The following is a 22,317-nucleotide window of genomic DNA, read 5'->3' as shown; positions in this document are numbered from 1 at the left end:
GGGTGGATCAAGGGATTAGCTGGACACGTACGCCGGCACGGGCTCCAGGAACGCGTCCAGGAGCCCGGGTACCGCGTCCACGGCCAGAGCGAGCCCGTCGTCCGAGCCGGCGTCGAGCACCGCGTACGCCCCGGTGCCCGCCGCCGTCGTCGCGACCACCGTCACCAGCCCGGCGCGGCGCTGGAAGACCGACTGCCGGAACGTCCAGCCGATGATGCCGCCGCGCTGCAACGCGACCGTGGCCCGCCGGACGGTGCCGCTGCGGGCCACCAGGTAACCGGCGTCGAGCCCGTGCCCGAGGCCGCGGTACGCGTCGAGCGCGAGCACGACGGCGAGCGGGACGAGCACGAGCGCGCTGATCCAGGCGGTGTGGAGCAGAACGGTGGTGAGCAGGACGCCGAGGAGCACGAGCGGGACCTCGACCGCGACGACGGTGCCGAGCGCCCACCGCAGCCGCCTGCCGCGCGCGGCCACCGGATGGCCGGTCAAGGGCACCGTGTCGAACGGGGAGGCGGGTTCGCACAGCACGTCGGCCGCGACGCTCAGCGCGATCCCGCGCGGGGCGGCGGGCAGCAGCGTGCGCCGGTCGGTCTTGTCGTCGTCGCGCTTCACGTCCGCCATGCCGGTGGCCACCGCGTCGACGCGGGCCGCGCCCGACAGCCGCACGCCCAGCGGCTCGACGAGCTCGACGCCGCGCAGCCGCGCCTCCTCGATCGAGATCGAGCGGGTGGTGAACAGGCCCCGGCGCACCCGCAGCGTGCCCGGCTCGCGTTCGAGCCGGTAGTTCCACCACATCTCGACCCAGAGCCCGAGCGCGGCGACCGCGCCGACCACGAGCGCCGCCGCGACGAGGACCGCGATCATCGTGACGGCCGGGACCGCGCGGAACAGGCTCCCGGCCCACGCGATCACGCCGGACTGCAGGCCGAACCACTCGGACACCTGGAGCACACCGCCGAAGGCGCTCCCGCCGAGCACCGGCGCGAGGAAGGACACCGGTGCGTACCGGATCCAGGCCGGGTCGAGCGCGGCGAGCGTCCCGTCGGTGGACGCAGGTGCGTGCGAACGGTCCAGGAGCTCGCGGCGCAGCGACTCGCCCACCGGCGCCGGCACCGGCCGCAGCACCACCGACCCCTCGGACTGCTCGCCGGTGCCGACCCGCACGGCCACCAGCCCGAACGCGCGCAGCAGCGGGTCGGCCGTGATGTCGACGGTGCGGATGCGGTCGCGCTGCAGCGACCGGTGCTTGCTGACCAGGACGCCGGTGCGCAGCTCGACGCGTCCCGCGGTGAGGCGGTAGCGCGTGCGCCGCCAGCGGACGTGGTCGACGGCACTGCCCGCCGCCACGAGCAGGGCCGCGGCGGGCAGCACCCAGAGCAGGGCCGTGCCGGCGGACGTGCCGCGGGCGATGCCGATCCCCGTCGGCAGCCCGGCCGTGATCGACACGACGACCATGACGAGCGCGGTGACCGCCACCGTGCGCCGGTCGAGCGCGACCCAGCCCGGGTCCGTCCCGGTCACGTCGCGTCCCCGCGGGTGGCCTGCGTGGTGGTGGTGAGGCGCTCGGCGAGGTCGGCGGCCACCTCGTGGTCGAGGCCCTCGATCTTCAGTGCCCCCTTCGCGGACGCCGTCGTGACGGTCACGGTGGCGAGCCCGAACCGCTGCTCCAGGGGACCGCGCTGGGTGTCGACGGTCTGGATCCGCGACATCGGCGCCACCCGCCACTCCTGCCAGAAGTAGCCGGAGCGCGTGTAGACGGCGGCGTCGGTGACCTCCCACCGGTGCAGGCCGTACCACCGGCGCGGGAGTGCCAGCGTCAGCGGCGTCCCGATCAGCACGATGATCGCGGCCGGCAGGAGCAGCCAGAACCGCGCGGGTGTGATCAGGAACCCGAGCACCGCCAGCACCGCGACCGGCGTCCCGAACACCAGTGCGAGCGTGGTGCGCCACCAGCCGACCGCCCGCGGGTCGACGGGGTTGCGCGGCGGCCGGAGCCGGAGCTCACCGGGCCGTTCCGTGGTCGTGGTCATGTCTCCCCCTTTTGCAATGCATTCGCATTGTAACGTGGGTTCGTGCCCAGGAAGGTGGACCACGAGGCGCGGCGGCGGGAGATCGCCGATGCCGTGCTCCGGCTCGCCGCCACCGAGGGCCTGGAGTCGGTGAGCCTGCGCCACGTCGCCGCCGAGGCCGGGATCTCGATGGGCCGGGTGCAGCACTACTTCCGCAGCAAGGCCGACATGCTCGCCTTCGCCTACGAGCACCAGTCGCGCCTGCACGAGCAGCGGGTCGTCGAGAGGCTGCGGGCGGCGAGCCGGCCGCCGACCGTCCGCGAGATCATCCGGACGGTCCTGGTGGAGATCATCCCCACGGACGAGCCGAGCCGTGCGTCGTGGCAGGCCGGCATCGCGTTCTTCATCCGCGCGATGTCCGAGCCCCGGATGGCGGCCGTCGTCGCCGAGGGCGGGCCGAAACTGATGGGGTTCTTCGCCGAGCAGCTCGACCGCGCCCGGGATGCGGGCGAGCTCGCACCCGGTGTCGACCCGCGGCAGGAGGCCGGCGTCCTCTGGGCGCTCGTCGACTCCCAGGCCACGGGGATCGTCCTCGGCTCCCGCACGCCCGACGAGGCCCTGGCCACCGTCGACTACCACCTCGACCGGGTGTTCCGGCCGGGATCAGCGAGCACCCGCCCGTGATGCACCTCGTCGTCGTCCGGTCGTCGCCGACGCCCTCGGTGGCGCGACCATGATGACGGCCATGACGTCCTTCATCTTCAACGTGACCTTCGACTGCGCCGACCCTCCCCGCGTCGCCGCGTTCTGGGCCGGGGTCACCGGGTACGAGGTGGCCGAGGAGCGGCCCGACTTCGTGCGGCTGCGCGCCGCCGACCCCCGCGGCGTCCGGCACCTGCTCTTCTTCCAGGTGCCGGAGCCCAAGGCGGGCAAGAACCGGGTGCACGTCGACCTCGCCACCCGCGACCCGGACGCCGAGATCGCCCGGCTCGTCTCCCTCGGCGCAACCCGGGGCGAGCAGCGTTCCGGCAACGGGGCCAGCTGGACGGTCATGCGCGATCCCGAGGGCAACGAGTTCTGCATCGGGTAGCGGGCCGCCCAGGTGGAGCGAACGGGCCGCTCGGCCCGCCCGTCAGGGCTGGAACCGGAACGTGCTCGGCTCACCCGCGGCGACGGCCCGCAGGTGCTCGGGGGCGTTCGTCAGCTCGTGCAGGGTGCGACCGCCACCCATCCCGGCGGCCACCTCGCCCTCGACGCGTTCGATCTCCTCCGCCCGGTCCACGGCGGCGGCGATGCGCTCGGCCGGGGCGATGAGCAGCCCGTCGTCGTCGCCGAACACCAGGTCGCCGGGCCGCACCTCGACCCCGCCGAACGTCACCGGTTCCTGGACGACAACGGGGCCGAGCGCGGGCCCCGCGGCCGGTGTCGTGCCGCGGGCGAACACCGGCAGCCCGATCCGACGGATCCCGCGCAGGTCCCGGCAGAACCCGTCGACGACGATCCCGGCGAGCCCGCGCCGGCGCCCCTCGGTGGCGAACAGCTCGCCGGAGGCGGCGAGCGGGCGGCCGTCCGTGGCCACCACGAGCACGGTGCCCGGTTCCGCGCGGCCGATCGCGTCGATCATGCCGAGCAGGTCGCCGTCGGCGCGGACGGTGAACGCGGTGCCCACGAGCGTGACGTCGGGCAGCAGCGCCTGGATCGCCGGGTCGCACACCGGCAGCGTCTTGTCCGCGTCGGACAGCGACGAGACCTGCAGGCGCGCGAGGCGCGTGACCAACTCATCGAACATCCTCCGAACGTACCGACCCGCCTCACATCTCCCGCGGTGCGGGGAGCCTGCGTCCGAGGAAGTCCCGCATGAGCGCTGCCACCTCGTCGCCCGCGCTCTCGAGCAGGAAGTGGCCGCCGTCGAGGAGGTGGATCTCGGCGTCGACGGCGTCGCGCGCGAACGCCTCCGCGCCGGCGGGCCCGAAGATCTCGTCGCCGCGACCCCACACCGCGAGCACCGGGACCCGGCTGGTGCGCAGGTACCGGTGCACCTGCGGGTAGAGCGGGGGGTTGGTCGCGTAGTCGCGGAACAGGGCCAGCTGGACCTCGTCGTTGCCGGGCCGGCTCAGCAGCGCGTGGTCGTGGTACCAGGTGTCGGGGCTGACCAGGGTCGGGTCCGGCACGCCGGTGACGTATTGCCACCGGGTGACGTCGAGGGTGAGCGCCTGCCGGATGGCTGCTTCGTTCTCGGGGGTCTGCTCCCGCTGGTAGTTCCACACGGTCTGCCAGAAGCTGTCGACGAAGCCCGCGTCGTAGGCGTTGCCGCTCTGCGTGACGATCGCGGTGATGGTCTCGGGCCGGCGCAGCGCCATGCGCCAGCCGATCGGCGCGCCGTAGTCCTGTACGTAGATGGCGCAGCGCTCGACGCCGATCTCCTCGAGCAGCCCGACGGTGAGGTCGGTCAGCGCGTCGAAGGTGTAGTCGAACTCCTTCGCGGGCGGTGCGTCGGAGAGACCGAACCCGAGGTGGTCGGGGGCGATGACGTGGTACCGGTCGGCCAGCGCCGGGATGAGGTCGCGGAACATGAACGAGCTCGTCGGGAAGCCGTGCAGCAGCACGACCACGGGCGCGTCGTCCGGGCCCGCCTCCCGGTAGAAGAGCTGGTGGCCGGCAACGCCGGCGTATCGGTGGTGGACCTTCGGTATCGTCCTCACCCCTCGGGTTCGGTGGCTGGTGACCGTTCCTGCGGCCCCGAGGAGGAGCGTTGTGCCCGGAGCCGTCGTCCGCGCCCGGGTTCGGCACCGGTCCCGCCCCCGGTGTGCGCGGTGCCTGCCGCCCGTGGCTCAGCGGCGCAGCTGACGCCGGGAGGTGATGCCGAGCTTCGTGAAGACCTTGCTCAGGTGCCATTCGACGGTGCGTTTGCTGATGAAGAGCCGCACCGCGATCTCCGCGTTCGACAGCCCGTCCCGCGCCAGCCGGGCGACCTGCTCCTCCTGCGTGGTGAGCCGGCCGGAGCGGGCGTCGACGCGCTTGCGGACGGTCTCACCCATGGCGCCGAGCCGGTCGGCGGCCAGCGCCGCGAAGGCATCCATCCCCGCCGCGGTGAATGCCGTGTGCGCCGTGTGCAGCTCGTCGCGCGCCTCACCACGGCGCTTCTGCCGATGCAGCCACTCCCCGTAATGCAGGTGGGTGCGTGCCAGCTCGCCGCGGATGCGCGTGCGGGCGAGCCGCTCGACGGCTTCGCGGTAGTGGGGCTCGGCGGCATCCGCACGGCTGACCAGCGCCCGGCAGCGCGCTCCGAGGCCCAGCGCCCAGTCGGTGCCGCTCGCCCGCGTCATCGTCGTCAGGCGCGCGAGCGCCCCGCCCGCGACGTCCACCTCCCCGACGGCCGCCGCCGCGGTGACGAGCTCCACCAGCGAGCACCAGGTCACGACGCCCATCTCCTGGTGCGGCTCGGTGGCCGACAGCGCCGCGGACAGGGCCTCCTCGAAGCGGCCGAGGCTGTTGCACAGCAGCGCCTGCATCCAGCCGGCGGCGATCACCCCGACGCCCTCGCCGCGGCGTGCCGAATCGGCCGTCGTGGCCGCGATCAGCGCGGCCGCCTCGCGTTCCCGTCCCCGCCACACGGCGAGGAGCTGCGCGGCATAGGGCAGCTCGTCGACGCCCATCGCCTCCCGGACGGCGGCGAACTCCTCGAGCAGCCAGCCCGCCCCCGCCAGGTCGCCGGTGAACACCTGAAGGACGGCCCGTTGGGTCAGGGCGAGGGGAAGCGGGGCGAGCGTGCCGGAGGCGCGGGCGAGCTGGACGAACCGGCTCGTGAGCACATCGCACGTCTCCTCCTCCCACAGGTCCATCGAGATCGTCGAAGCGAACCAGTGCCATCGCAGCCCGACGTCGCCCGCCGGGTCCGCGTCGAGGAACCCCTCCAGCGCGCGTCTCAGCGGCGGCGCGCCGGCCGCGTAGCCGTCCGCGTACCTGACGGCGAGTCCGTCCAGCAGCAGGTCGGACGGACCGAGGGGCGGCTCCGGTGCCGGCGCGGCCCGAGCGGCGCCCGAGAGGTCGCGCAGGCCGGGCCCGGACGCCAGGTGGGCGGAGAACCACGCCGCCTGGAGTGCTTCCAGGTAGGTCTCCCGGGCCATCCGAACGTCGAGGCCCTCCAGCTCGGCCGCCGCCTTGAGCAGCAGCTGGGGGGCCTCACGACCGTGGTTGGTGGTGAACGCGACGCGGGCCCGCAGCCGATCCGCCAGTGCGCGCTCCATCGCGCGCAACGGGCTCGCGTCGGCCAGCGCGAGCAGGCGCAGCGCGGAGTCCGCCATGCCGCCCTGGAGCTCGGCGTACGCGGCCGCGAGCTGTCGCTTCCCGCGCCGCTCGGGGTCCGGGGTCAGCTCGGACGCACGCTCGAAGAACGCGGCGGCCGCGGCCGGCCCGCCCCGGGCCTGTGCCCGCCCGGCGCGGCGTTCCAGCTCCGCCGCGACGTCCTCGTCCGTTCCGGCGGCCGCCTGGGCGCGGTGCCAGGCACGCCGGTCCGGGTCGCGCTCCGGGTCCGTCACCTGCCCCAGGGCCCAGTGCGCCTTCCGCCGCGCATCCGGCGGGGCCGCCTGGTAGATCGCCGACCGCAGGAGCGGGTGCCGGAAGCGCACCTGGGACCCGAACTCGACGAACTCCGCCGATGCCTCCCGCGACACGAGGTCGGTGTCCATGCCGATGCCGAGCCGATCGCCCGCGCGCCAGACGAGCACCGGGTCACCCACCGGTTCCGCCGCGGCGATCAGCAACACCTGCTGGGTCATGGGCGACAGCGTGGTGAGCTGCCGGCGGAAGCTCTCCTCTATCCGCTGCGGCAGCGCGGCCGAGCCGAACGGCCCGAACCCGCCCGCGAGCTCGGCGGGCGTGAACCCGCGCGGCAGCTCCAGCAGGGCCAGCGGGTTGCCTCGGCTCTCGGCGACGATCCGGTCCAGCACGCGATCGTCGACCGGTCCCGGATGCGCCGATGCCAGCAGCGTGCGGGCGTCGTGGTCGGGCAGCCCGCTGACCTGCACCTCCGGCAGGCCGGCCAGCTCCGGCACCTCATGCTCGTCGCCGGCGTCGCGCACGGCGAAGACCATCCCGATGGACTCGGCCCGCAATCGCCTGGCCGCGAACCCGAGCACCTGCGCCGACGCCACGTCGAACCACTGCGCGTCGTCGACCAGGCAGACCAGGGGCTGCTGGCGCGCGACCTCCGCCAACAGGCCCAGCACGGCCAGCGCGATCATGAACCGGTCCGGCGGGCTGCCGGCGCTCAGGCCGAACGCCGTCCGCAGGGCCTCGCGCTGCGGTGCGGGCAGGTGTGCCAGCGCGTCCAGCATCGGGCCGCAGACCTGGTTCAACGCGGCGAAGGCGAGCTCCTTCTCGGCCTCGACGCCGACGGCTCGCACGATCCGGCATCCCGCGGCGCGCTCGGCGAGGTGTTCCATGAGCGCGGTCTTGCCGATGCCGGCGTCTCCCCGGACCACCAGCGCGCGGCTCTCCCCGGTCCGGATCGCGGCGAGGAGGTGTTCGAGCGCCTCGCGTTCGCCTTCCCTGTCCAGCAGCACGCCGCCAATCCTCCGGCATGCCGGCGCCGGAACGACGACCCGGGAGCTGCCTGATGCGAGCGGGCCGGACCGGCCCGAAGCTGTCCCGAGCGCTACCACCCGATCTTCGGAGGGAGAACACGGTGAGCTTCGGAGACGATGGGGCACTCGGCGACCTCGGTGACCCCGAACTGCTGTCGCCCGAGGAGAGCCTCGACGACGACGAGACCGGCAGCGACCCGGACGAGGGCTACTCGCCTCCGGAGCGGCCGTGGGGCCTCACCGCGTGGGGGACGACCGCCGCCGAGCAGGCCGGGCACGAGGACCTCGCGCACCGGCTGGCGCGCGAGGAACCCGACTTCGCCGACGTCGACCTCGGCGACGGCATCGGCGACACCTCCGACACCGACGGCGAGCCCGTCGACCGGGAGGTCGGGGCGATGCGCTCGGGCCGGCTCGTGCTCGAGGACCTCGACGAGGCGGACCCGCGCTCGGACTACTTCGCCCGCGACATCGGGGTCGACGGCGCCGCGGCCTCCGCGGAGGAGGCCGCGATGCACGTCGTGATCGACGACGAGGCGGCCGACGATGAGCGTGGCCGGGGTCAGCCCGCGTCGCGGTAGGCCTCGAGCAGCTTCAGCCACACCTCGCTGATCGTCGGGAAGCACGGCACGCTGTGCCACAGCCGGTCGATCGGCACCCGCCCCGCGACGGCGATGGTCGCCGAGTGCAGCAGCTCGGCCATCCCCGGTCCCACGAACGTCGCGCCGAGCAGGTACTCGTGGTCGAGGTCGACCACGATGCGCGCCCGGCCGCGGTAGCCGTCCGCGTGGAACAGCGCGCCCGGCACCCGTTCGAGGTCTATGTCGACGACCCGCGTCCGGCACCCGGCGCGCTGCGCCTGGTCCGCGGTCAGGCCGACCGCCGCCGCCTCCGGGTCGCAGAAGAACACCTGGGGCACGGCGTGGACGTCGGCGGTGGCGGTGTGCGCGCCCCACGGGGCCGTGTCCACCGGCTGACCCGCGGCGCGCGCCGCGATCAGGTTGCCGATCATGCGGGCCTGGTACTTGCCCTGGTGGGTGAGCAGCGCCCGGTGGTTCACGTCGCCCGCGGCGTACAGCCAGCCGCCCTCGATACCGCGGACCTGGCAGCTGTCGTCGACGTCGAGCCAGGAGCCGGGCGTGAGCCCGAGGGTGTGCAGGCCGATGTCTTCGGTGAGCGGGTTCCTCCCGACCGCGAACAGCACCTCGTCGGCGACGACCTCGCCCGCGTCGTCGAGGAGCAGGGTGACCGGGCCGTTGCCGCCGGGCCGCTTCAGCTCCGTCACCGTGACACCCGTGCGGATCTCGACCCCGGACTCCTCCAGGCCGCGGGCGACCAGCTCGCCCGCGAACGCCTCCATGCGCGGCAGCAGCCGGTGCAGGCGCGAGAGCAGGACGACCGACGACCCGAGGCCCTGCCACGCCGTGGCCATCTCGACCGCGACGCCGCCGTCACCGACGATCGCGAGCCGGTCCGGGACCGCGCTGCTGTCGGTCGCCTTGCGGTTGGTCCACGGGCGGGCCTCGGCGACGCCGGGCATGTCCGGCAACGTGGCCCGGCTGCCGGTGCACACGACGACCGCGTGCCGCGCCGTGAGGATCTCCAGCCGGTCGTCCGGGGTGGCGACGGCGACGCGGCGCGGCCCGTCGAGCCGTCCGTGCCCGCGGATGAGGTCGGCGCCGATCCCGGCGAGGAAGTCGGCCTGGCCGCGGTCGTCCCAGCCGGTGACGTAGCGGTCGCGGCGGCCGAAGACACCGGCCGCCGCGACCTGGCCGGTGACGGCCTCGCGGGCGCCGTCGACGCGGCGGGCGTCGGCGACCGCGACTACCGGCCGCAGCATCGCCTTGCTGGGGATGCACGCCCAGTACGAGCACTCCCCTCCGACGAGCTCCCGCTCCACGACGGCGACGGCGAGCCCGTGCGCGCGGGCCCGGTCGGCGACGGTCTGGCCGACCGGGCCCGCGCCCAGGACGATGACGTCGTAGCCGTCGACGTCGTGGCTGTCGGACGTGGATGCTGCTCGGGCACGAGACATGACGGTTCCTCTCCGCGGGCGAACGCCCTTCGCCCCGAGACGGTCGCAACGGCGGCGGCCCGTCGCGTCCGGGTATCACCGGGTCCGGGCGACGGGGCCCGCGTCCACCGGGCGGATCGCCGGGGAACGCCCCGATGCGACGGGCCCCGACCCGTTCACATGATCGTCGGGCAACGTGACCCGCCGGCGAGCGACGCGCTTCCCGGCCGAGCCGGAGGCCGTCGATGACCGAGGAAATCTGCCGGATGCCGGCGACCGAGCTGGTCGCCCGGATCAACGCCGAGGAGCTCTCGCCCGTCGAGGTGATCGAAGCCGTGCTGGACCGGATGGACCGCCTGGACCCGGTTCTGCACGCGTTCTGCGAGCCGACGCGGGAGCTGGCGCGCTCGACGGCCGCCGAGGTCACCGAACGGATCGCGCGCGGTGAACCGGTCGGCCCGCTGGCCGGGGTGCCGATCGCGATCAAGGACCTGATCAGCACCGAGGGCATCCGCACCGCGATGGGCTCGCCGATCTACCGCGACTTCGTGCCGGACGAGGACGACGTCGTCGTCGAGCGGGTCAAGGCGGCCGACGCGGTGATCCTGGGCAAGACCACGGTGCCCGAGTTCGGCTACAGCGGCGCCGGGCACAACCCCGTCTCCCCGGCTGCGCGCAACCCGTGGAACACCGCGATGACGCCGGGTGGCTCCAGCAGCGGTTCGGGGGCCGCGGTCGCCGCCGGGATCGGGCCGGTCGCCCTGGGCACCGACGGTGGCGGCTCGGTGCGCATCCCGGCGGCGCACTGCGGCATCTACGGGTTCAAGCCGTCGATGGGCCGGGTGCCGATGTACCCCGGTGCCCGCGACGAGCGGTACCCCGGCGCGTCCAGCTGGGAGAGCATCGGGCACATCGGGCCGCTGACCCGCACGGTGGCCGACGCGGCGCTGCTCATGTCGGTGCTGGCCGGGCCCGACCCCCGGGACCGGCTGTCGCTCCCGGCCGGCGACGTCGACTGGTCGACGGCGGTCGAGGGCGGGATCAGCGGCATGCGGGTGGCGTTCTCCCCGGACTGGGGCTACCTCGCGGTCGATCCGGCCGTCCGGGAGGTCGTCGCGCGGGCGGCGGCGGTGTTCGAGAAGGACCTGGGCTGCACGGTCGAGGAGGCCCACCCCGGCTGGGAGGACCCGTTCGACGCGTTCTGGACGGTGGTGGTGGGGGACACCGACCTGGCGGGCATGCGCGAGCTGATCGGCGAGTACGGCGGGCAGATGTCACCCGACGTCGTCGAGATCATGAGCAAGCCCTGGACCGCGGAGGAGCTGACGAGCGCCAGGCGGGTGCGCAAGGCGGTCAACAACAAGATGTGGCGGCTCATGGCCGACCACGACCTGTTGATCACACCCACCCTGGCCGTCCCGCCGTTCCCGCTCCACACCCAGGGCCCCGAGATCATCGACGGTCGGATGGTCCGGTCGACCGCGTGGCTGGGTTTCTGCTTCCCGATCAACCTGACCGGCCAGCCCGCCGCCACCGTGCCGGCCGGCTTCACCCCCGACGGCCTCCCGGTCGGCCTGCAGATCGTCGGCCGCCACCTCGCCGACGCCGACGTCCTGCGCGCCTCGGCCGCCTTCGAGGCCGCCGCCCCGTGGGCCGCCCACTGGCCCGACCTCGCCACTCAGCCGACCGACCGTTGAATGGGGCGGACGGTGAACCCGAGCTTCCCGAGGACCCGGACGGCGCCGCTGCGCCCACCCTCGAAATCGGTGGCGGCCAGCCGATCTCCGGTGGCGAGCTCGTACGCCACACCCAGGATCGCCTTCGGCGGGTAGCGGCGTTCCTCCCACACCAGCTCGTACGTCGTGGTCCGCGCGAAGCCGTGCTCGGCGAAGAACTGCTCCGGCCCGGTGCGGTCGTACTCCCGCATCGCCCGCACCACGTCGGCGTCGGTCACCCGGCCCCACTCGATCGAACGCGCCATCGGGTCCTCCCGGGTCCTCAGTTGCGCCCGGCCATGACGCCGCCGTCGACGTCGAGGACGGTGCCGGTGACCCAGCCGGCGTCCTCGGAGAGCAGGTACGTGATCGCCGATGCGACGTCCTGCGCGCTGCCGACGCGGCCGAGGGGGTGCAGGCCGCTGAAGCTCTGCAGCGTCTCGGCGACCTTCTCCTTCGGGATGAAGGCCTCGTAGATGGGAGTGGCGACGACGGCGGGGGCGACGGCGTTGACCCGGATCTGCTGGCCTGCCAGCTCGATGGCCAGGTTGTGGGTGAGTGCGTGCAACCCGGCCTTGGCCATGGAGTAGGCGCTCGACGGTGTCGCGCCGACCGCCTGGTGGGCCCACATGCTGCCGATCGTGACGATCGAGCCGCCGTGGCCGGTCTGGACCATGCCGCGCACCACGGTCTGGGTCAGGAAGAAGATGGCGCGGTTCAGCTCCATGTAGGAGTCGTAGGCGGCGCCGTCGTGGTCGAGGAAGGGCGTCGGGACGAAGACACCCGCCGCGTTGACCAGCAGGGTGGCGTCCGCGTGCTCGGAGGCCAGCTGCTCCTGCACCCGGACGACCTGGTCGCGGTCGGCGAGATCGGCGGTGATGCCCCACGCCTTCCCGCCCATCGACAGCGCCTGCACGGTCTCGTCGACGCGATCCGGGTTGCGACCGACGACGACCGCGCTCCCGCCGCGTGCGACGACGTCGGCCGCCGTCTGCCGGCCCATCCCGCTGCTGCCGCCGACGACGACCAGCTTGCGACCTTCGAAGGTCTGGCTCATGGCGATCTCCACTCCCTCGGTACGTGTGTCGGTGCAGCAGGGAGCGTCGCGCGGGCACCGCGGCGTCGCCTCGGGGATCTCCCCGGTCCGACACCCCGGCGGCTCAGCGGCGCAACTGCCGGCGGGAGGTGATCCCGAGCTTGGCGAACGTCTTGCCGAGGTGCCATTCGACGGTGCGTGGGCTGATGAACATCCGGGTGGCGATCTCAGCGTTCGACAGGCCCTCGCGCACCAGCCGGACGATCTGGGCCTCCTGGGTGGTGAGCCCGCCCGGGCCCGGGTCGACGGGCTTGCGGACCGGCTCCCCGGTGGCCCCGAGCTCCCGGGCGGCGGCCGCCGCGAACCCGCCCATGCCCATCGTGGTGAGCATCTCGTGCGCGGTGCGGAGCTGGTCGCGCGCGTCGTTGCGCCGGTTCTGCCGCCGCAGCCACTCCCCGTAGTGCAGGCGAACCCGGGCGAGCTGGCCGCGGATCCGGGTCCGGGAGAGGTGGTCGATCGCCTCCACGTACGAGCGTTCGGCGGATCGCCCCTCGCTCAGCATGGCCCGGCAGGAGGCCTCCAGGCCCAGCGCCCAGTGCGTGCCGCTGGCCTGCGTCAACTCCTCGAGGCGCCGCAGCGCGTCGGCGCCCGCGTCGTGCCGGTCGATGCGGGAGGCCGCGGTGACGAGCTCCGCGAGCGGCGCCCACGTCAGGATGCCCCGCTCCTGGTGCGGCGCGGTGGCCCGCTCCGCCGCCGCGAACGCCTCCTCGAACCGTCCCAGCCCGTTGAACAGCACCGCGCGCGCCCACCCGGCGTTGATCAGCCCGAGCCCTTCCCCCCGCCGTTCGGCCTCCGCCGCGGTCTCCGCGACCAGCTCGTTGGTGACGCCCTCCCGGCCCTGCCACGCCGCCAGCAGCTGACCCGTGTACGACGCCGCCGGGATCCCGGTGCCGTCCTCGACGCCCTGCATCTCCTCGACCAGCGCGGTCGCCGCGCCGAGGTCGCCGGCGAAGACCTCCATCACGATGCGCGTGGTCAGGGCCAGGGGCAGGGTGGCCAGCGCACCGGTGTCGCGGGCGAGCGCGACGAACCTGCTGGTGACCGCGTCGGCGGTGTCGTCGTCGCAGAGGTCGACGGCGGCGGCGCTCGCGAACCACAGCCAGCGCAACCCCTCCTCGTCGGACAGGCCGGGATCCCGGAACGCGCGCAGGGCCCGCTTCAGCAACGGCGCGCCGGCCGGGAAGCCGGTGGTGTAGCGCACGGCCAGAGCGTCGAGCAGCAGGTCGGCGGCGCGCGGCGGGGACCCGGACGAGGGTGCCGCCGCGGCCGCGCGGGCCACGTCCCGGATCGTCACGCCACCGGTGGGGTCGGCCGCGTACCAGGCGGCGCGCAGCGCGTCCAGGTACGTCTCGCGCGCCAGCCGGGCGTCGAGCGGCTCCAGCTGCGCCGCGGCCTTCAGCAGCAGCAGCGGCGTGTCCCGGCCCCGGTCGACGGTGAACGCGATGCGGGCCCGCAGGAGGTCCGCTCGGGCCCGGGGCAGCGCGGCGAGCGGCCCGGCGTCGGCCAGCGACAACAGGCGCAACGACGCCTCCGGCATGCCCGCGAGGTACCGGGCCTGGGCCGCGGCGAGCGCCCGCTCCCCGCGCCGCAGCAGGTCCGGCGTCAGGGCCGTGGCGCGCTCGAGGAACGACGCGGCCGCCACCAGCCCGCCGCGGGACCGGGCCCGTCCGGCCGACCGTTCCAGCTCCGCGGCGACATCCTCGTCCGGCTCGGCGGTGGCCTGAGCGAGGTGCCACGCGCGCCGATCCGGATCGGACTCCGGGTCGACCACCTCGCCCAGCACCCGGTGCGCGCTCCGCCGCTGCTCCGGTGACGCGGCGTTGTAGATCACCGAGCGAAGCAGCGGGTGCCGGAAGCGCACCCGGGAGGCGAACTCGACGAGCCCGGCCGCCTCACCCTGCGACGAGGCCACGACCCTGTTGTCGATGCCGAGCCGGTCGACGGCGCGCCACAGGAGCACCGGGTCGCCCACCGGTTCGGCGGCGGCCACCAGCAACACCTGCCGCGTGGCCTGCGACAGCGAGTCGATCTGCCGGTGGAAGCTCTCCTCGATCCGCCGCGGCACGCTCACCGACCCGAACAGCCCGAACCCGCCCGCGAGCTCGGCGGGGGTGAAGCCCCGCGGCAGCTCCAGCAGCGCCAGCGGGTTGCCCCGGCTCTCGGCGGTCACGCGCTCGAGCACCCGGTCGTCGATCGGTCCGGGATGGGCCAAGGACAACAGCGTGCGGGAGTCCTCGTCCGTCAGCCCCGTGACACGCAGCTCGGGAAGACCGACCAGGTCGGGCGGCTCGGCGTGGTCCTCGACGTCGCGCATGGCGAAGACGACGGCCACCGACTCGGTGCGGAGGCGCCGGGCCGCGAACCCGAGCACCTGCGCCGACGCGCGATCCAGCCACTGCGCATCGTCGACCACGCACAGCAGGGGCTGCTCCCGCGCCGCCTCGGCGAAGAGCCCGAGCACCGCCAAACCGATGACGAACCGGTCCGGCGGGCTGCCGACGTCGAGACCGAACGCGGTGGCCAGGGCCGTGCGCTGCGGGGCGGGCAGCCGCCCCAACCGGTCGAGCATCGGCGCGCAGATCTGATGTAGAGCGGCGAAGGCGAGCTCCTTCTCGGCCTCGACGCCGGTGGCCCGCACCGTGCGGAAGTCGACGGCCTGCCCGAAGACGTGTTCGAGCAGTGCGGTCTTGCCGATGCCCGCGTCGCCGCGCAGCACCATCGCGCGGCTCTCCCCGATGCGGACGTCGGCGAGCAGGCGGTCGAGCACGTCGCGCTCGCCGGCCCTGTCGATCAGCCTGTCCATCAGCATGCCGAGCCCGTCCGGCTCCCCTCCCCAGGATCTGCGACTCGCGCACGCGGTGGTCCCGGTGATCGGAGCATACGAGAACCGCTCGGCGACCGGTGGCGGATCGACCGGGGAGCACCCTGATGCGATCGGCGCCGCGCCCGAAGAGGGTGACGTCAGCTGGACCGCGGCGGCGACCGGGTCGTCCGCTGCACGCTGAGGAGGACCATCCATGGATTCCCTGACGGCCGCCGTCTACCTGCCGCCGATGGACAACCCGCACGAGCGGGCCGCCATCGGTCAGGAGCTGGAGGCGGTGCTGCACGATCTGGTGGCGCTGTCGCTGACCGGCAAGCAGCTGCACTGGATGGCCGTCGGCCCGCTGTCGCACTCGCTGCACCTGCAGCTCGACGAGCTCGTCGGCTCGTGGCGCTCGATGGCCGACACCGTCGCCGAACGAGCCGTCACGATCGGCCACACCGTCGACGGCCAGGTGTCGGCCGTCGCTGCCGGAACCGAGCTGACGCCCGTCGCGCCGGCCGAGATCGAGGACAACGTGCTCGTCCACGAGGTCACCCACCGCATCGCGGCGGTGGCCGAACGGGTCCGTTCGCGGCTCCGCCGGGTCGGTGAGGTCGACCTCGTGTCGCAGGACGTGCTCGTGGAGGTGGTCCGCGAGCTCGAGAAGCAGCAGTGGCTGCTGCGGGTGCAGCTGGGAGTGCGCCGATGACGCCCGCATCACGCGGCTTCCTTGGCAGGCGGCGCACCGACGCCGACCCGACCCGGGTGCCGCCCGGCCAGTACGTGACCACCGGGTTCCCGGTGCTGTCCGCGGGCCCGACGCCGCACACCCCGCTGGACGAGTGGACGTTCGGCATCCGCGGCGCCGTCGCCGAACCGGTCTCGTGGACCTGGGACGAGCTGCTCGCGCTGCCGAGCCAGACCTTCACGGTCGACATCCACTGCGTGACCAAGTGGTCGAAGCTGGACACCACGTGGACCGGCATCTCCCTGGACACGTTGCTCGCCCACGTGCAGACCAGCGCCGGCTATGCCACGGCCGTCTGCGACGGCGGCTACACCACGAACGTGCCGATCGCCGACCTGACCGGCGGCAAGGCGTGGATCGTCCGCGACTTCGGCGGCGCACCCCTCGACCCGCAGCACGGCGGACCGGCACGGTTGCTCGTACCCCACCTGTACTTCTGGAAGAGCGCGAAGTGGGTGCGCGGGCTCGAGATGCGCCTCGAGGACGTGCCCGGCTTCTGGGAGCGCTACGGCTACCACAACTACGGGGACCCATGGAAAGAGCAGCGCTACTCCGGAGACTGAACTGGCAGACCGGCACCGTCGTCACCACCGTCGACGAGACCCCGCGGGTCCGGACGGTCGGGCTGCGGGTCCCCGACTGGCGCCGGCACCGCGCAGGCCAGCATGCGGACATCCGGCTGACCGCCGAGGACGGCTACCAGGCGCAGCGCAGCTACTCGATCGCCTCCGCACCCGACGATGCGAACATCGAGCTCACCGTCGAACGCCTCGACGACGGGGAGGTCTCGCCCTACCTCGTCGACGAGCTGCGTCCGGGGGACGAGCTGGAGCTGCGCGGACCGGTCGGCGGCTACTTCGTGTGGCAGGAGCCGATGGGCGGGCCGCTGCTGCTCATCGCCGGCGGGTCCGGCATCGTCCCGTTCCGCTCGATGCTGCGCCACCACCGATCCATCCGCAGCGCGGTGCCCGTCCGCCTGCTCGTCTCCGCCCGCGACGCCACCGACCTCATCTACCGCGAGGAACTGATGCGGATGGCGACCTCCGACGAGATCGACATCAGCATCACCTACACCCGCACCCGGCCGCCCGGCTGGAACGGCTACGCCCGCCGCATCGACCGGGAGATGCTGGTGGAGACCGGCTGGCCCCCCGACGCCGACCCCCTCGTCTACGTCTGCGGGCCGACGGCGTTCGTCGAGACCGCCGCCGAGCTGCTCGTCGGCATCGGGCACGACCCGGCACGCATCCGGACCGAACGATTCGGCGGGATCGGAGAGAACCCATGAACGAACTGGACGGCAACTCCGTCGCCGGTCTGCTGCACAACACGTTCGGGCTGGACATGACCGCGGCCCTGGGCACGTGCGCCCACTGCGGCAGGTCCGGCACGCTCGCGCAGGCCAGGGTGTACCGCACCGCCGGGACGGTGCTGCGCTGCCCGCACTGCGGGGGCCTGCTGATGGCGATCATCGAGCGCGGCGACCTGATGTCCGTCGACGTCCAGGGCCTGGCGGAACTCCGAGCGCCCGCCTGACCCCTATTGCAGCAAAGCTTTTCACGCAACGACGTTGCATGAAAGTGGCTGCGCTTTCCCCGGGGAGCCCCCGCCTTGCTTCGCCGCGGCGGTGGCTCCCCGGAAGTGCGGTCGGGCTGCGATCTGCTATCCAGCTCAGAAGCCGGCCAGGCCCTGCGGGCTGTTGTACGGGATCGGCGCGCTGGTGACCTCCCGGAGAGCGCCGTCCGGCTGCACCGCGTAGCCCACGAGCTTCGAGGCGTTCCCGTAGATCTGGTACAGGTACGACCCGTCGGGGGACAGCCAGTTGTCGCTCGGCCCGCTGCTCACCGTCCCGTTGAGCGCGCGGAACGTGCCGTCCCCTGGCACCTTCGGGCACGCGGGGTCCTCGGCGACCGACACCACGTTGCCGTCGAGGCGGAAGCTGGAGACGTTGCTGTAGCCGAAGTTCGTCGCGAAGACGAACCCGTCGTCGGGTGAGACCGCGAGCCAGCACAGCTCGCTCGGCTTGCCCGCACTGGTGTCGATCTCCACCAGCGGACCGGTGGTGACCTTGCCGGCGGCGTCGATGCGTGCGAGCACGATGCCGTCACCGACCGCGGCGCCGATGACGAAGTGGTCGGGGCGGTGGTGCAGGAACGCCGGGTAGAACGGCGAGCCGCAGCCGGCGTCCTGGAAGGACGGTTCGCCGAGCGCACCGTCGGGCCGCACGGCGAACACGACCAGACCGTCGGGGTCGGGCGCGTTCGACGCGATCGACTTCGGCGCACCGTCGGGGCCCTCGACCCACAGGATGGGCGAACCGTCGGGGTTCGCGGTCGGCAGCTGGTCGAACGTGGTGCCGACGATCAGGTGCTTGCCGTCCGGTGTGAGCACGACCATGGTCGGGACCCGCCCCGGCTTGTCCATCGTGTTGGCGGTGTAGCGCTCGGGGCGCGGCGTGAGGTTGCCGTCCGCGTCGACCGACATGGCCCGCAGGTGGTCGGGCCCGAACGAGTGCAGCACGTACAGGGTGCCGGAGGCGGCAGCGTAGGCGAGCGACTTCGCGGTGCCGCTCGCCCCGTCGACGACGTTGCCGGTGCGCTTGACGTCGATCAGCGTCAGCTTGCCCTCCGCGCCGACGCCGAAGCTCGACACCGAGTTGTCACCGCCGTTGGTGGCGAACAGGAACCGCCGGTCCGGGGTGAGGATGACGCTCGCGGCGCCCTCGAACGCGTTGGGGGCGCTGGCCTGGCCGCTGATCGGCTTGAACACGCCGGAGCCCGCGCCGCCGGTGAGGACGCGCTCCGCTTCGGTGAGGGTGCCGTCGGGGGCGCGGACGTAGCGGATGATCGCGTTGCGGATCTCGTTGGTCTGCAGGTACAGGTGGCCTCCGCGCCCCATGGACGTCATGGACATCGGCTGGTCGTCAGGCATGGGCATCTCGCTTCCCGGGTCGATGCGTGCTGGTCGGGCGTGCGGGCTCGCACACGATGGCGACGTTCCACCGATGCCGGCCCGGTCGGCTCCGGCGACTCCCCAGCGGCACTGCCCAGTCCCGGCTACCCCGCCGCCGGCTGATCGCCCGTGGACATCACGACGGACGCGAGGCGCCGTGGAGCCGCTCGTCGCGGGTCCGGGGCGGCGTCCAGCACCAGGTGCAGCTCCGTACGCGAGGTGATCACGAGCTTCACGAAGACCTTGTGCAGGTGGTACTCGACGGTGCGGGGGCTGACGAACAGGCGGCCGGCGATCTCGGGGTTGGACAGCCCGTCGCGCGCCAGGTAGGCGATCCGGGACTCCTGTGGCGTCAGCTGACGGCAGGTGTCGACGCCGCGTTTGCGCGCCTTCTCACCGGTGGCGAGCAGCTCCCGGTGGGCCCGGTCGGCGAACGCCTCCGCGCCGATGGACGCGAAGAGCTCCTGGGCTGCCCGCAGGGGCGGCCGTGCATCGATGCGCCTCTTCTGGCGGCGCAGCCACTCGCCGTACAGCAGTTGGGCGCGGCCGAGGTGGATCCGGACACCGGTCCGGCCCAGCCGGTCGATCGCATCCAGGTAGTGCGGCTCCGCGGCCTGCCCGGTGGCGACCAGGGCCCGAGCCGCCGCCTGGACGCCGAGGGCCCAGTCGGTGCCCGCGGCGTCGGTGCGGCCGCCGAGCCGGGTGGCGGCCCGGGCCGCGGCCTCGTGATGCCCGCTGCGCACCGCCGCTTCGACGAGCTCGACCAGTGCCCATCCGCGCAGGCCGAGCTGCTCGGACCGGCAGGCGTCGTGAGCCGCGGCGAGCGCCTGGTCGTAGTGGCCCATGCTGTTGTGCACGACCGCCTCGGCGAGGCTCGCGGCCGTCAGGGTGATGCCGTCGCCGCGGTGCACGGCGTCCTGGCGCGCCGCCGGCAGCACGTCGTGGAGGACGCCGTACCGGCCCTCCCACGCCGCGAGAAGCAGGGACGGGTGGCGCACCGGTGCGGCGCCGGTGGCCGAGGCCCGCGCGTCGGCGTGCGTGAGGGCGGCGCGGGCGGCGTCGAACTCGCCGCGATGCATGTCGGCGACCGCGAGGTGGGCCGGTGCGTTGGCCGGCGTCGGCACGTCGTCGATGCCGGTGTGGGCCGCTCGCCGGGACGCCAGTGCGCTCCACGCCTGCTCGTCCCACAGGTCGGCGGCGACGCACCCGGCCAGCCACAGCCAGCGTTCCGCCGCCGGGTCGAGGTCTGCGACCTGGAACGTCTCGATCGCTGCGGTGAGGGGTGCGACGGCGGCGCGGTAGCCGTCGAGCGCCCGGGTGGCCAGGCCGTCGAGGAGCAGGTCGGTCGGATGGGCCGGTCTCGTGGCCGGGACGGCCCGGGCAGCGCGTGCCACGTCGGCGAGGGTCGGCGACGTGAGGAGGTCGCCGGCGAGCAGCGCCGCCACGAGCGCCTCCAGGTAGGCGTCCCGCGCCTGCACGGGTGAGTGCGGCTCGATGCGCCGTGCCGCGTCGAGCAGGGCCCCGGGTGCGGTGTGGTCGCGGCGCGTGGTGAACGCGATCCGGGCTCGTTGCAGCGCCACCCTCGCCCGCCGCGCCTCGTCCGGAGGCGCGATCTCGGCGATCGCGAGCAGGCGTTCGGCGGCGTGCGGGGCGCCCGAGTCGTGCTGCGCCTCCGCGGCGTCCAACGCCCGCTGCGCCCGCTGCACCGGGTCCGAGGTGAGCAGGGCCGCTCGCCCCAGGAACGCGGCGCGGGCCGCCATGCCGCCGCGGGCCTGGGCGGTCGGGGCGTGCCGTTCGAGGTCGGCTGCGACGTCGTCGTCGATGGCGCTGGTGGCCAGCGCGCGGTGCCACGCCTTGCGGTCGGCGTTCCCCTCGGCGTCGGCGAGTGCCCGGTGAGCCGCGCGGAGCTCGGCGCGCGGGGCGGACGCGTACACCGCCGCCCGCAACCGCGGGCACGTGAACACGATCCGCGGACCGAACACCAGCAGATCCTGCCCCTCCAGGGCCTCGGCGGCGCCGGGCCGGATGCCGAGCGTCGCCGCGGCCCGCCACGCCACGGCCGGGTCGCCGGTGGGATCGGCAGCGGCGGTGAGGAGCAGGAGCCGCGCGTCGGCGGGTACCTGCTGCGCGCGCCGGACACAGCTGTGGTCGGTCTCGCGGCAACCTGCGTGCGGTGCGGGGATCGCGTACCCGCCGGCGAGCTCGTCGACGCTGCCGCCGTCGAAGGCCTCGACGAGCGCCCGCGGGTTGCCTCGGGCCTCGATCAGGATCCGCTCCGCGACGGCGGGGTCGATCCTGCCGGGGGTGGTCGCTGCCAACAGGGCTCGCGCGTCGCTGCTCGGCAGCCCTCTGAGGCGCATCTCGGGCAGGCCGTCGAGCTCGGCCGCGGGCCGCCGTTCGCGTTCGGCGAGCAGGATCGGGAGGCCGTGCTCGGTGCGTCGGGCCACGAACGCAAGCACCTGTGCGGACGGGCGGTCGAGCAGGTGCGCGTCGTCGACGATGCAGCACACCGGTCGGGTCCCGGCGTGGTGGGTGAGCAGGTTCAGCGTGGCGAGGCTGACGAGGAACCGGTCCGGCGGCGGGCCGGCGGTCAGCCCGACCGCCGTGGTGAGCGCGTCCCGCTGGGACGGCTGCAGCGCCTGCAGGCTCCCCAGCAGCGGCGCGCACAACAGGTGCAGCCCGGCGTAGGGCAGCTCCCGTTCGGCCGGGCCGCCGCGCACCCGCAGCACCTCGTACCCGGTCGCGCGCCGGGCCACGTGCTCGAGCAGGGCGCTCTTCCCGATCCCGCTCTCACCGAGCACGCGCAGGGGAGTCGGATCGCGCAGGAGCAGCTCCAGGCGGGCGCACTCGTCGGCCCTCCCGTACAGCCGCAGCGGATCGAGGCGGGCGTCTGACGGGCGGCTCGGTGTGCTCGACGTAGTGGCCACGATCGGCACGCTGCCGCGGGATGGCGTGGTTGTGACCCGGGTGCGGTACGGGTACGACCCGGGGATCACGGGTGGCGGCCCGGGACCCGGACATCCCCGCCCCGGTGCCGGAACGCACAACACACCGGTTCGAGCGAACGTGGCGAGGTGTGCGAGCCGCCCGGTTCGGGCACTTCTGTGCCAGCCCGGTCGACGGATCGAACCCCCTCGCGGTCCGTCGGCCGGGCGCCGTCGTGGTCGACGCCTACGGTCCCGGGACGTGGAGGCGGACTCCTGGTTGGTCGACACCCGAACCTCCTACGACACGGTCGCGGCCGGCTACGCCGACCAACTGCGCGACGCCCTGGCCGGCTACCCGTACCTGTGCGGGGCGCTGGCGTCGTTCGCCGACATGGTTCGTGCCGCCGCCCGCCTGGCCGGGTGCGGGCATGGCTGCGCGCCGCTGGGGGAGTGATGATCGCCAGT

20 protein-coding genes are annotated in these 22,317 nt (G+C 73.9%); 9 read left to right on the top strand and 11 right to left on the bottom strand.

Going from position 1 to position 22,317, the window contains the following annotated elements:
* Positions 1-15 precede the first annotated feature (15 nt).
* Positions 16-1,521, bottom strand: coding sequence for a PH domain-containing protein (locus tag ACU436_RS30610; RefSeq protein WP_459030478.1), 1,506 nt, complete (start codon positions 1,519-1,521; stop codon positions 16-18).
* A complete protein-coding gene (locus tag ACU436_RS30605; RefSeq protein WP_459030477.1) occupies positions 1,518-2,030 on the bottom strand; it encodes a PH domain-containing protein in 513 nt (170 codons plus the stop codon). The genes ACU436_RS30610 and ACU436_RS30605 overlap by 4 nt, the downstream gene beginning before the upstream one ends.
* Before the next feature lie 42 nt (positions 2,031-2,072).
* Here ACU436_RS30605 and ACU436_RS30600 point away from each other — a divergent pair, with 42 nt between their 5' ends.
* Together ACU436_RS30600 and ACU436_RS30595 are read left to right on the top strand one after the other, a co-directional pair.
* Entirely contained in the window at positions 2,073-2,693 is a 621-nt protein-coding gene (locus ACU436_RS30600) for a TetR/AcrR family transcriptional regulator (protein ID WP_459030476.1), read from the top strand.
* Between the two features lie 61 nt (positions 2,694-2,754).
* Positions 2,755-3,099, top strand: a complete 345-nt coding sequence (locus tag ACU436_RS30595) for a VOC family protein (protein ID WP_459030475.1) — start codon at positions 2,755-2,757, stop codon at positions 3,097-3,099.
* 42 nt (positions 3,100-3,141) lie between these two features.
* On the opposite strand, the gene ACU436_RS30590 is transcribed toward ACU436_RS30595, so the two are convergent.
* The 3 genes from ACU436_RS30590 to ACU436_RS30580 all read right to left on the bottom strand — a co-directional run bounded on the left by ACU436_RS30590 (position 3,142) and on the right by ACU436_RS30580 (position 7,573).
* Positions 3,142-3,798, bottom strand: coding sequence for an RraA family protein (locus ACU436_RS30590; RefSeq protein WP_459030474.1), 657 nt, complete (start codon positions 3,796-3,798; stop codon positions 3,142-3,144).
* 22 nt (positions 3,799-3,820) lie between these two features.
* The gene (locus tag ACU436_RS30585) at positions 3,821-4,702 is read right to left on the bottom strand and encodes an alpha/beta fold hydrolase (RefSeq protein ID WP_459030677.1); all 882 of its coding nucleotides are present in this window, start codon (positions 4,700-4,702) and stop codon (positions 3,821-3,823) included.
* A gap of 138 nt (positions 4,703-4,840) precedes the next feature.
* On the bottom strand, positions 4,841-7,573 hold the full coding sequence (locus tag ACU436_RS30580) for a helix-turn-helix transcriptional regulator (protein WP_459030473.1): 2,733 nt from the start codon (positions 7,571-7,573) through the stop codon (positions 4,841-4,843).
* A gap of 122 nt (positions 7,574-7,695) precedes the next feature.
* Between ACU436_RS30580 and ACU436_RS30575 the strand changes: the two genes are divergently transcribed.
* The gene (locus tag ACU436_RS30575; protein ID WP_459030472.1) at positions 7,696-8,175 is read left to right on the top strand and encodes a DUF5709 domain-containing protein; all 480 of its coding nucleotides are present in this window, start codon (positions 7,696-7,698) and stop codon (positions 8,173-8,175) included.
* Here the strand turns inward: ACU436_RS30575 and ACU436_RS30570 are convergent.
* Entirely contained in the window at positions 8,157-9,629 is a 1,473-nt protein-coding gene (locus ACU436_RS30570; protein ID WP_459030471.1) for a dihydrolipoyl dehydrogenase family protein, read from the bottom strand. The two genes, ACU436_RS30575 and ACU436_RS30570, sit on opposite strands and share 19 nt — an antisense overlap.
* A gap of 224 nt (positions 9,630-9,853) precedes the next feature.
* Here ACU436_RS30570 and ACU436_RS30565 point away from each other — a divergent pair, with 224 nt between their 5' ends.
* Positions 9,854-11,305, top strand: coding sequence for an amidase (locus ACU436_RS30565; protein WP_459030470.1), 1,452 nt, complete (start codon positions 9,854-9,856; stop codon positions 11,303-11,305).
* On the opposite strand, the gene ACU436_RS30560 is transcribed toward ACU436_RS30565, so the two are convergent.
* The 3 genes from ACU436_RS30560 to ACU436_RS30550 form a co-directional block, all read right to left on the bottom strand.
* On the bottom strand, positions 11,287-11,589 hold the full coding sequence (locus tag ACU436_RS30560; RefSeq protein ID WP_459030469.1) for a hypothetical protein: 303 nt from the start codon (positions 11,587-11,589) through the stop codon (positions 11,287-11,289). The genes ACU436_RS30565 and ACU436_RS30560 overlap by 19 nt on opposite strands.
* Positions 11,590-11,606: 17 nt before the next feature.
* Positions 11,607-12,380, bottom strand: coding sequence for an SDR family NAD(P)-dependent oxidoreductase (locus ACU436_RS30555; protein ID WP_459030468.1), 774 nt, complete (start codon positions 12,378-12,380; stop codon positions 11,607-11,609).
* A 103-nt stretch (positions 12,381-12,483) separates the two neighbouring features.
* Positions 12,484-15,228 carry a helix-turn-helix transcriptional regulator gene (locus ACU436_RS30550; protein ID WP_459030467.1) on the bottom strand — a complete coding sequence of 915 codons (2,745 nt, stop codon included), beginning with the start codon at positions 15,226-15,228 and terminating at the stop codon, positions 12,484-12,486.
* A gap of 208 nt (positions 15,229-15,436) precedes the next feature.
* Between ACU436_RS30550 and ACU436_RS30545 the strand changes: the two genes are divergently transcribed.
* The 4 genes from ACU436_RS30545 to ACU436_RS30530 are packed head-to-tail and all read left to right on the top strand — an operon-like array spanning position 15,437 to position 17,509.
* Complete coding sequence (locus ACU436_RS30545; protein WP_459030466.1) at positions 15,437-15,934, top strand: Dps family protein; 498 nt, start codon at positions 15,437-15,439, stop codon at positions 15,932-15,934.
* Positions 15,931-16,536 carry a sulfite oxidase-like oxidoreductase gene (locus tag ACU436_RS30540; protein ID WP_459030465.1) on the top strand — a complete coding sequence of 202 codons (606 nt, stop codon included), beginning with the start codon at positions 15,931-15,933 and terminating at the stop codon, positions 16,534-16,536. The genes ACU436_RS30545 and ACU436_RS30540 overlap by 4 nt, the downstream gene beginning before the upstream one ends.
* Positions 16,506-17,261 (top strand): ferredoxin reductase, encoded by a 756-nt coding sequence (locus tag ACU436_RS30535; RefSeq protein ID WP_459030464.1) that lies wholly within the window; start codon positions 16,506-16,508, stop codon positions 17,259-17,261. The genes ACU436_RS30540 and ACU436_RS30535 overlap by 31 nt, the downstream gene beginning before the upstream one ends.
* Positions 17,258-17,509 (top strand): DUF6510 family protein, encoded by a 252-nt coding sequence (locus tag ACU436_RS30530; protein WP_459030463.1) that lies wholly within the window; start codon positions 17,258-17,260, stop codon positions 17,507-17,509. Before ACU436_RS30535 ends, ACU436_RS30530 begins: the two co-directional genes overlap by 4 nt.
* Before the next feature lie 135 nt (positions 17,510-17,644).
* Here the strand turns inward: ACU436_RS30530 and ACU436_RS30525 are convergent, their stop codons facing one another.
* Both ACU436_RS30525 and ACU436_RS30520 read right to left on the bottom strand, forming a co-directional pair.
* The gene (locus ACU436_RS30525) at positions 17,645-18,904 is read right to left on the bottom strand and encodes a lactonase family protein (protein ID WP_459030462.1); all 1,260 of its coding nucleotides are present in this window, start codon (positions 18,902-18,904) and stop codon (positions 17,645-17,647) included.
* Positions 18,905-19,029: 125 nt separating this feature from the next.
* Positions 19,030-21,852: a helix-turn-helix transcriptional regulator gene (locus ACU436_RS30520; protein WP_459030461.1), complete on the bottom strand. Its 2,823-nt coding sequence runs from the start codon at positions 21,850-21,852 to the stop codon at positions 19,030-19,032.
* Positions 21,853-22,111: 259 nt separating this feature from the next.
* Here ACU436_RS30520 and ACU436_RS30515 point away from each other — a divergent pair, with 259 nt between their 5' ends.
* Entirely contained in the window at positions 22,112-22,306 is a 195-nt protein-coding gene (locus ACU436_RS30515; protein ID WP_459030460.1) for a hypothetical protein, read from the top strand.
* Positions 22,307-22,317 lie beyond the last annotated feature (11 nt).

The organism is Pseudonocardia wallangbongensis (assembly GCF_054486945.1).
The sequence above is the reverse complement of the archived record's forward strand: the minus strand, read 5'-3'. Positions and strand labels throughout refer to the sequence as shown.

Excerpts from the sequence above, each read along its gene's own strand:
- ACU436_RS30605 (WP_459030477.1), bottom strand. The coding sequence starts at position 2,030 with ATGACCACGACCACGGAACGGCCCGGTGAGCTCCGGCTCCGGCCGCCG.
- ACU436_RS30550 (WP_459030467.1), bottom strand. The coding sequence starts at position 15,228 with ATGCTGATGGACAGGCTGATCGACAGGGCCGGCGAGCGCGACGTGCTC.
- ACU436_RS30570 (WP_459030471.1), bottom strand. The coding sequence starts at position 9,629 with ATGTCTCGTGCCCGAGCAGCATCCACGTCCGACAGCCACGACGTCGAC.
- ACU436_RS30590 (WP_459030474.1), bottom strand. The coding sequence starts at position 3,798 with ATGTTCGATGAGTTGGTCACGCGCCTCGCGCGCCTGCAGGTCTCGTCG.
- ACU436_RS30565 (WP_459030470.1), top strand. The coding sequence starts at position 9,854 with ATGACCGAGGAAATCTGCCGGATGCCGGCGACCGAGCTGGTCGCCCGG.
- ACU436_RS30555 (WP_459030468.1), bottom strand. The coding sequence starts at position 12,380 with ATGAGCCAGACCTTCGAAGGTCGCAAGCTGGTCGTCGTCGGCGGCAGC.
- ACU436_RS30560 (WP_459030469.1), bottom strand. The coding sequence starts at position 11,589 with ATGGCGCGTTCGATCGAGTGGGGCCGGGTGACCGACGCCGACGTGGTG.
- ACU436_RS30540 (WP_459030465.1), top strand. The coding sequence starts at position 15,931 with ATGACGCCCGCATCACGCGGCTTCCTTGGCAGGCGGCGCACCGACGCC.
- ACU436_RS30545 (WP_459030466.1), top strand. The coding sequence starts at position 15,437 with ATGGATTCCCTGACGGCCGCCGTCTACCTGCCGCCGATGGACAACCCG.
- ACU436_RS30535 (WP_459030464.1), top strand. The coding sequence starts at position 16,506 with ATGGAAAGAGCAGCGCTACTCCGGAGACTGAACTGGCAGACCGGCACC.
- ACU436_RS30595 (WP_459030475.1), top strand. The coding sequence starts at position 2,755 with ATGACGTCCTTCATCTTCAACGTGACCTTCGACTGCGCCGACCCTCCC.
- ACU436_RS30530 (WP_459030463.1), top strand. The coding sequence starts at position 17,258 with ATGAACGAACTGGACGGCAACTCCGTCGCCGGTCTGCTGCACAACACG.
- ACU436_RS30525 (WP_459030462.1), bottom strand. The coding sequence starts at position 18,904 with ATGCCTGACGACCAGCCGATGTCCATGACGTCCATGGGGCGCGGAGGC.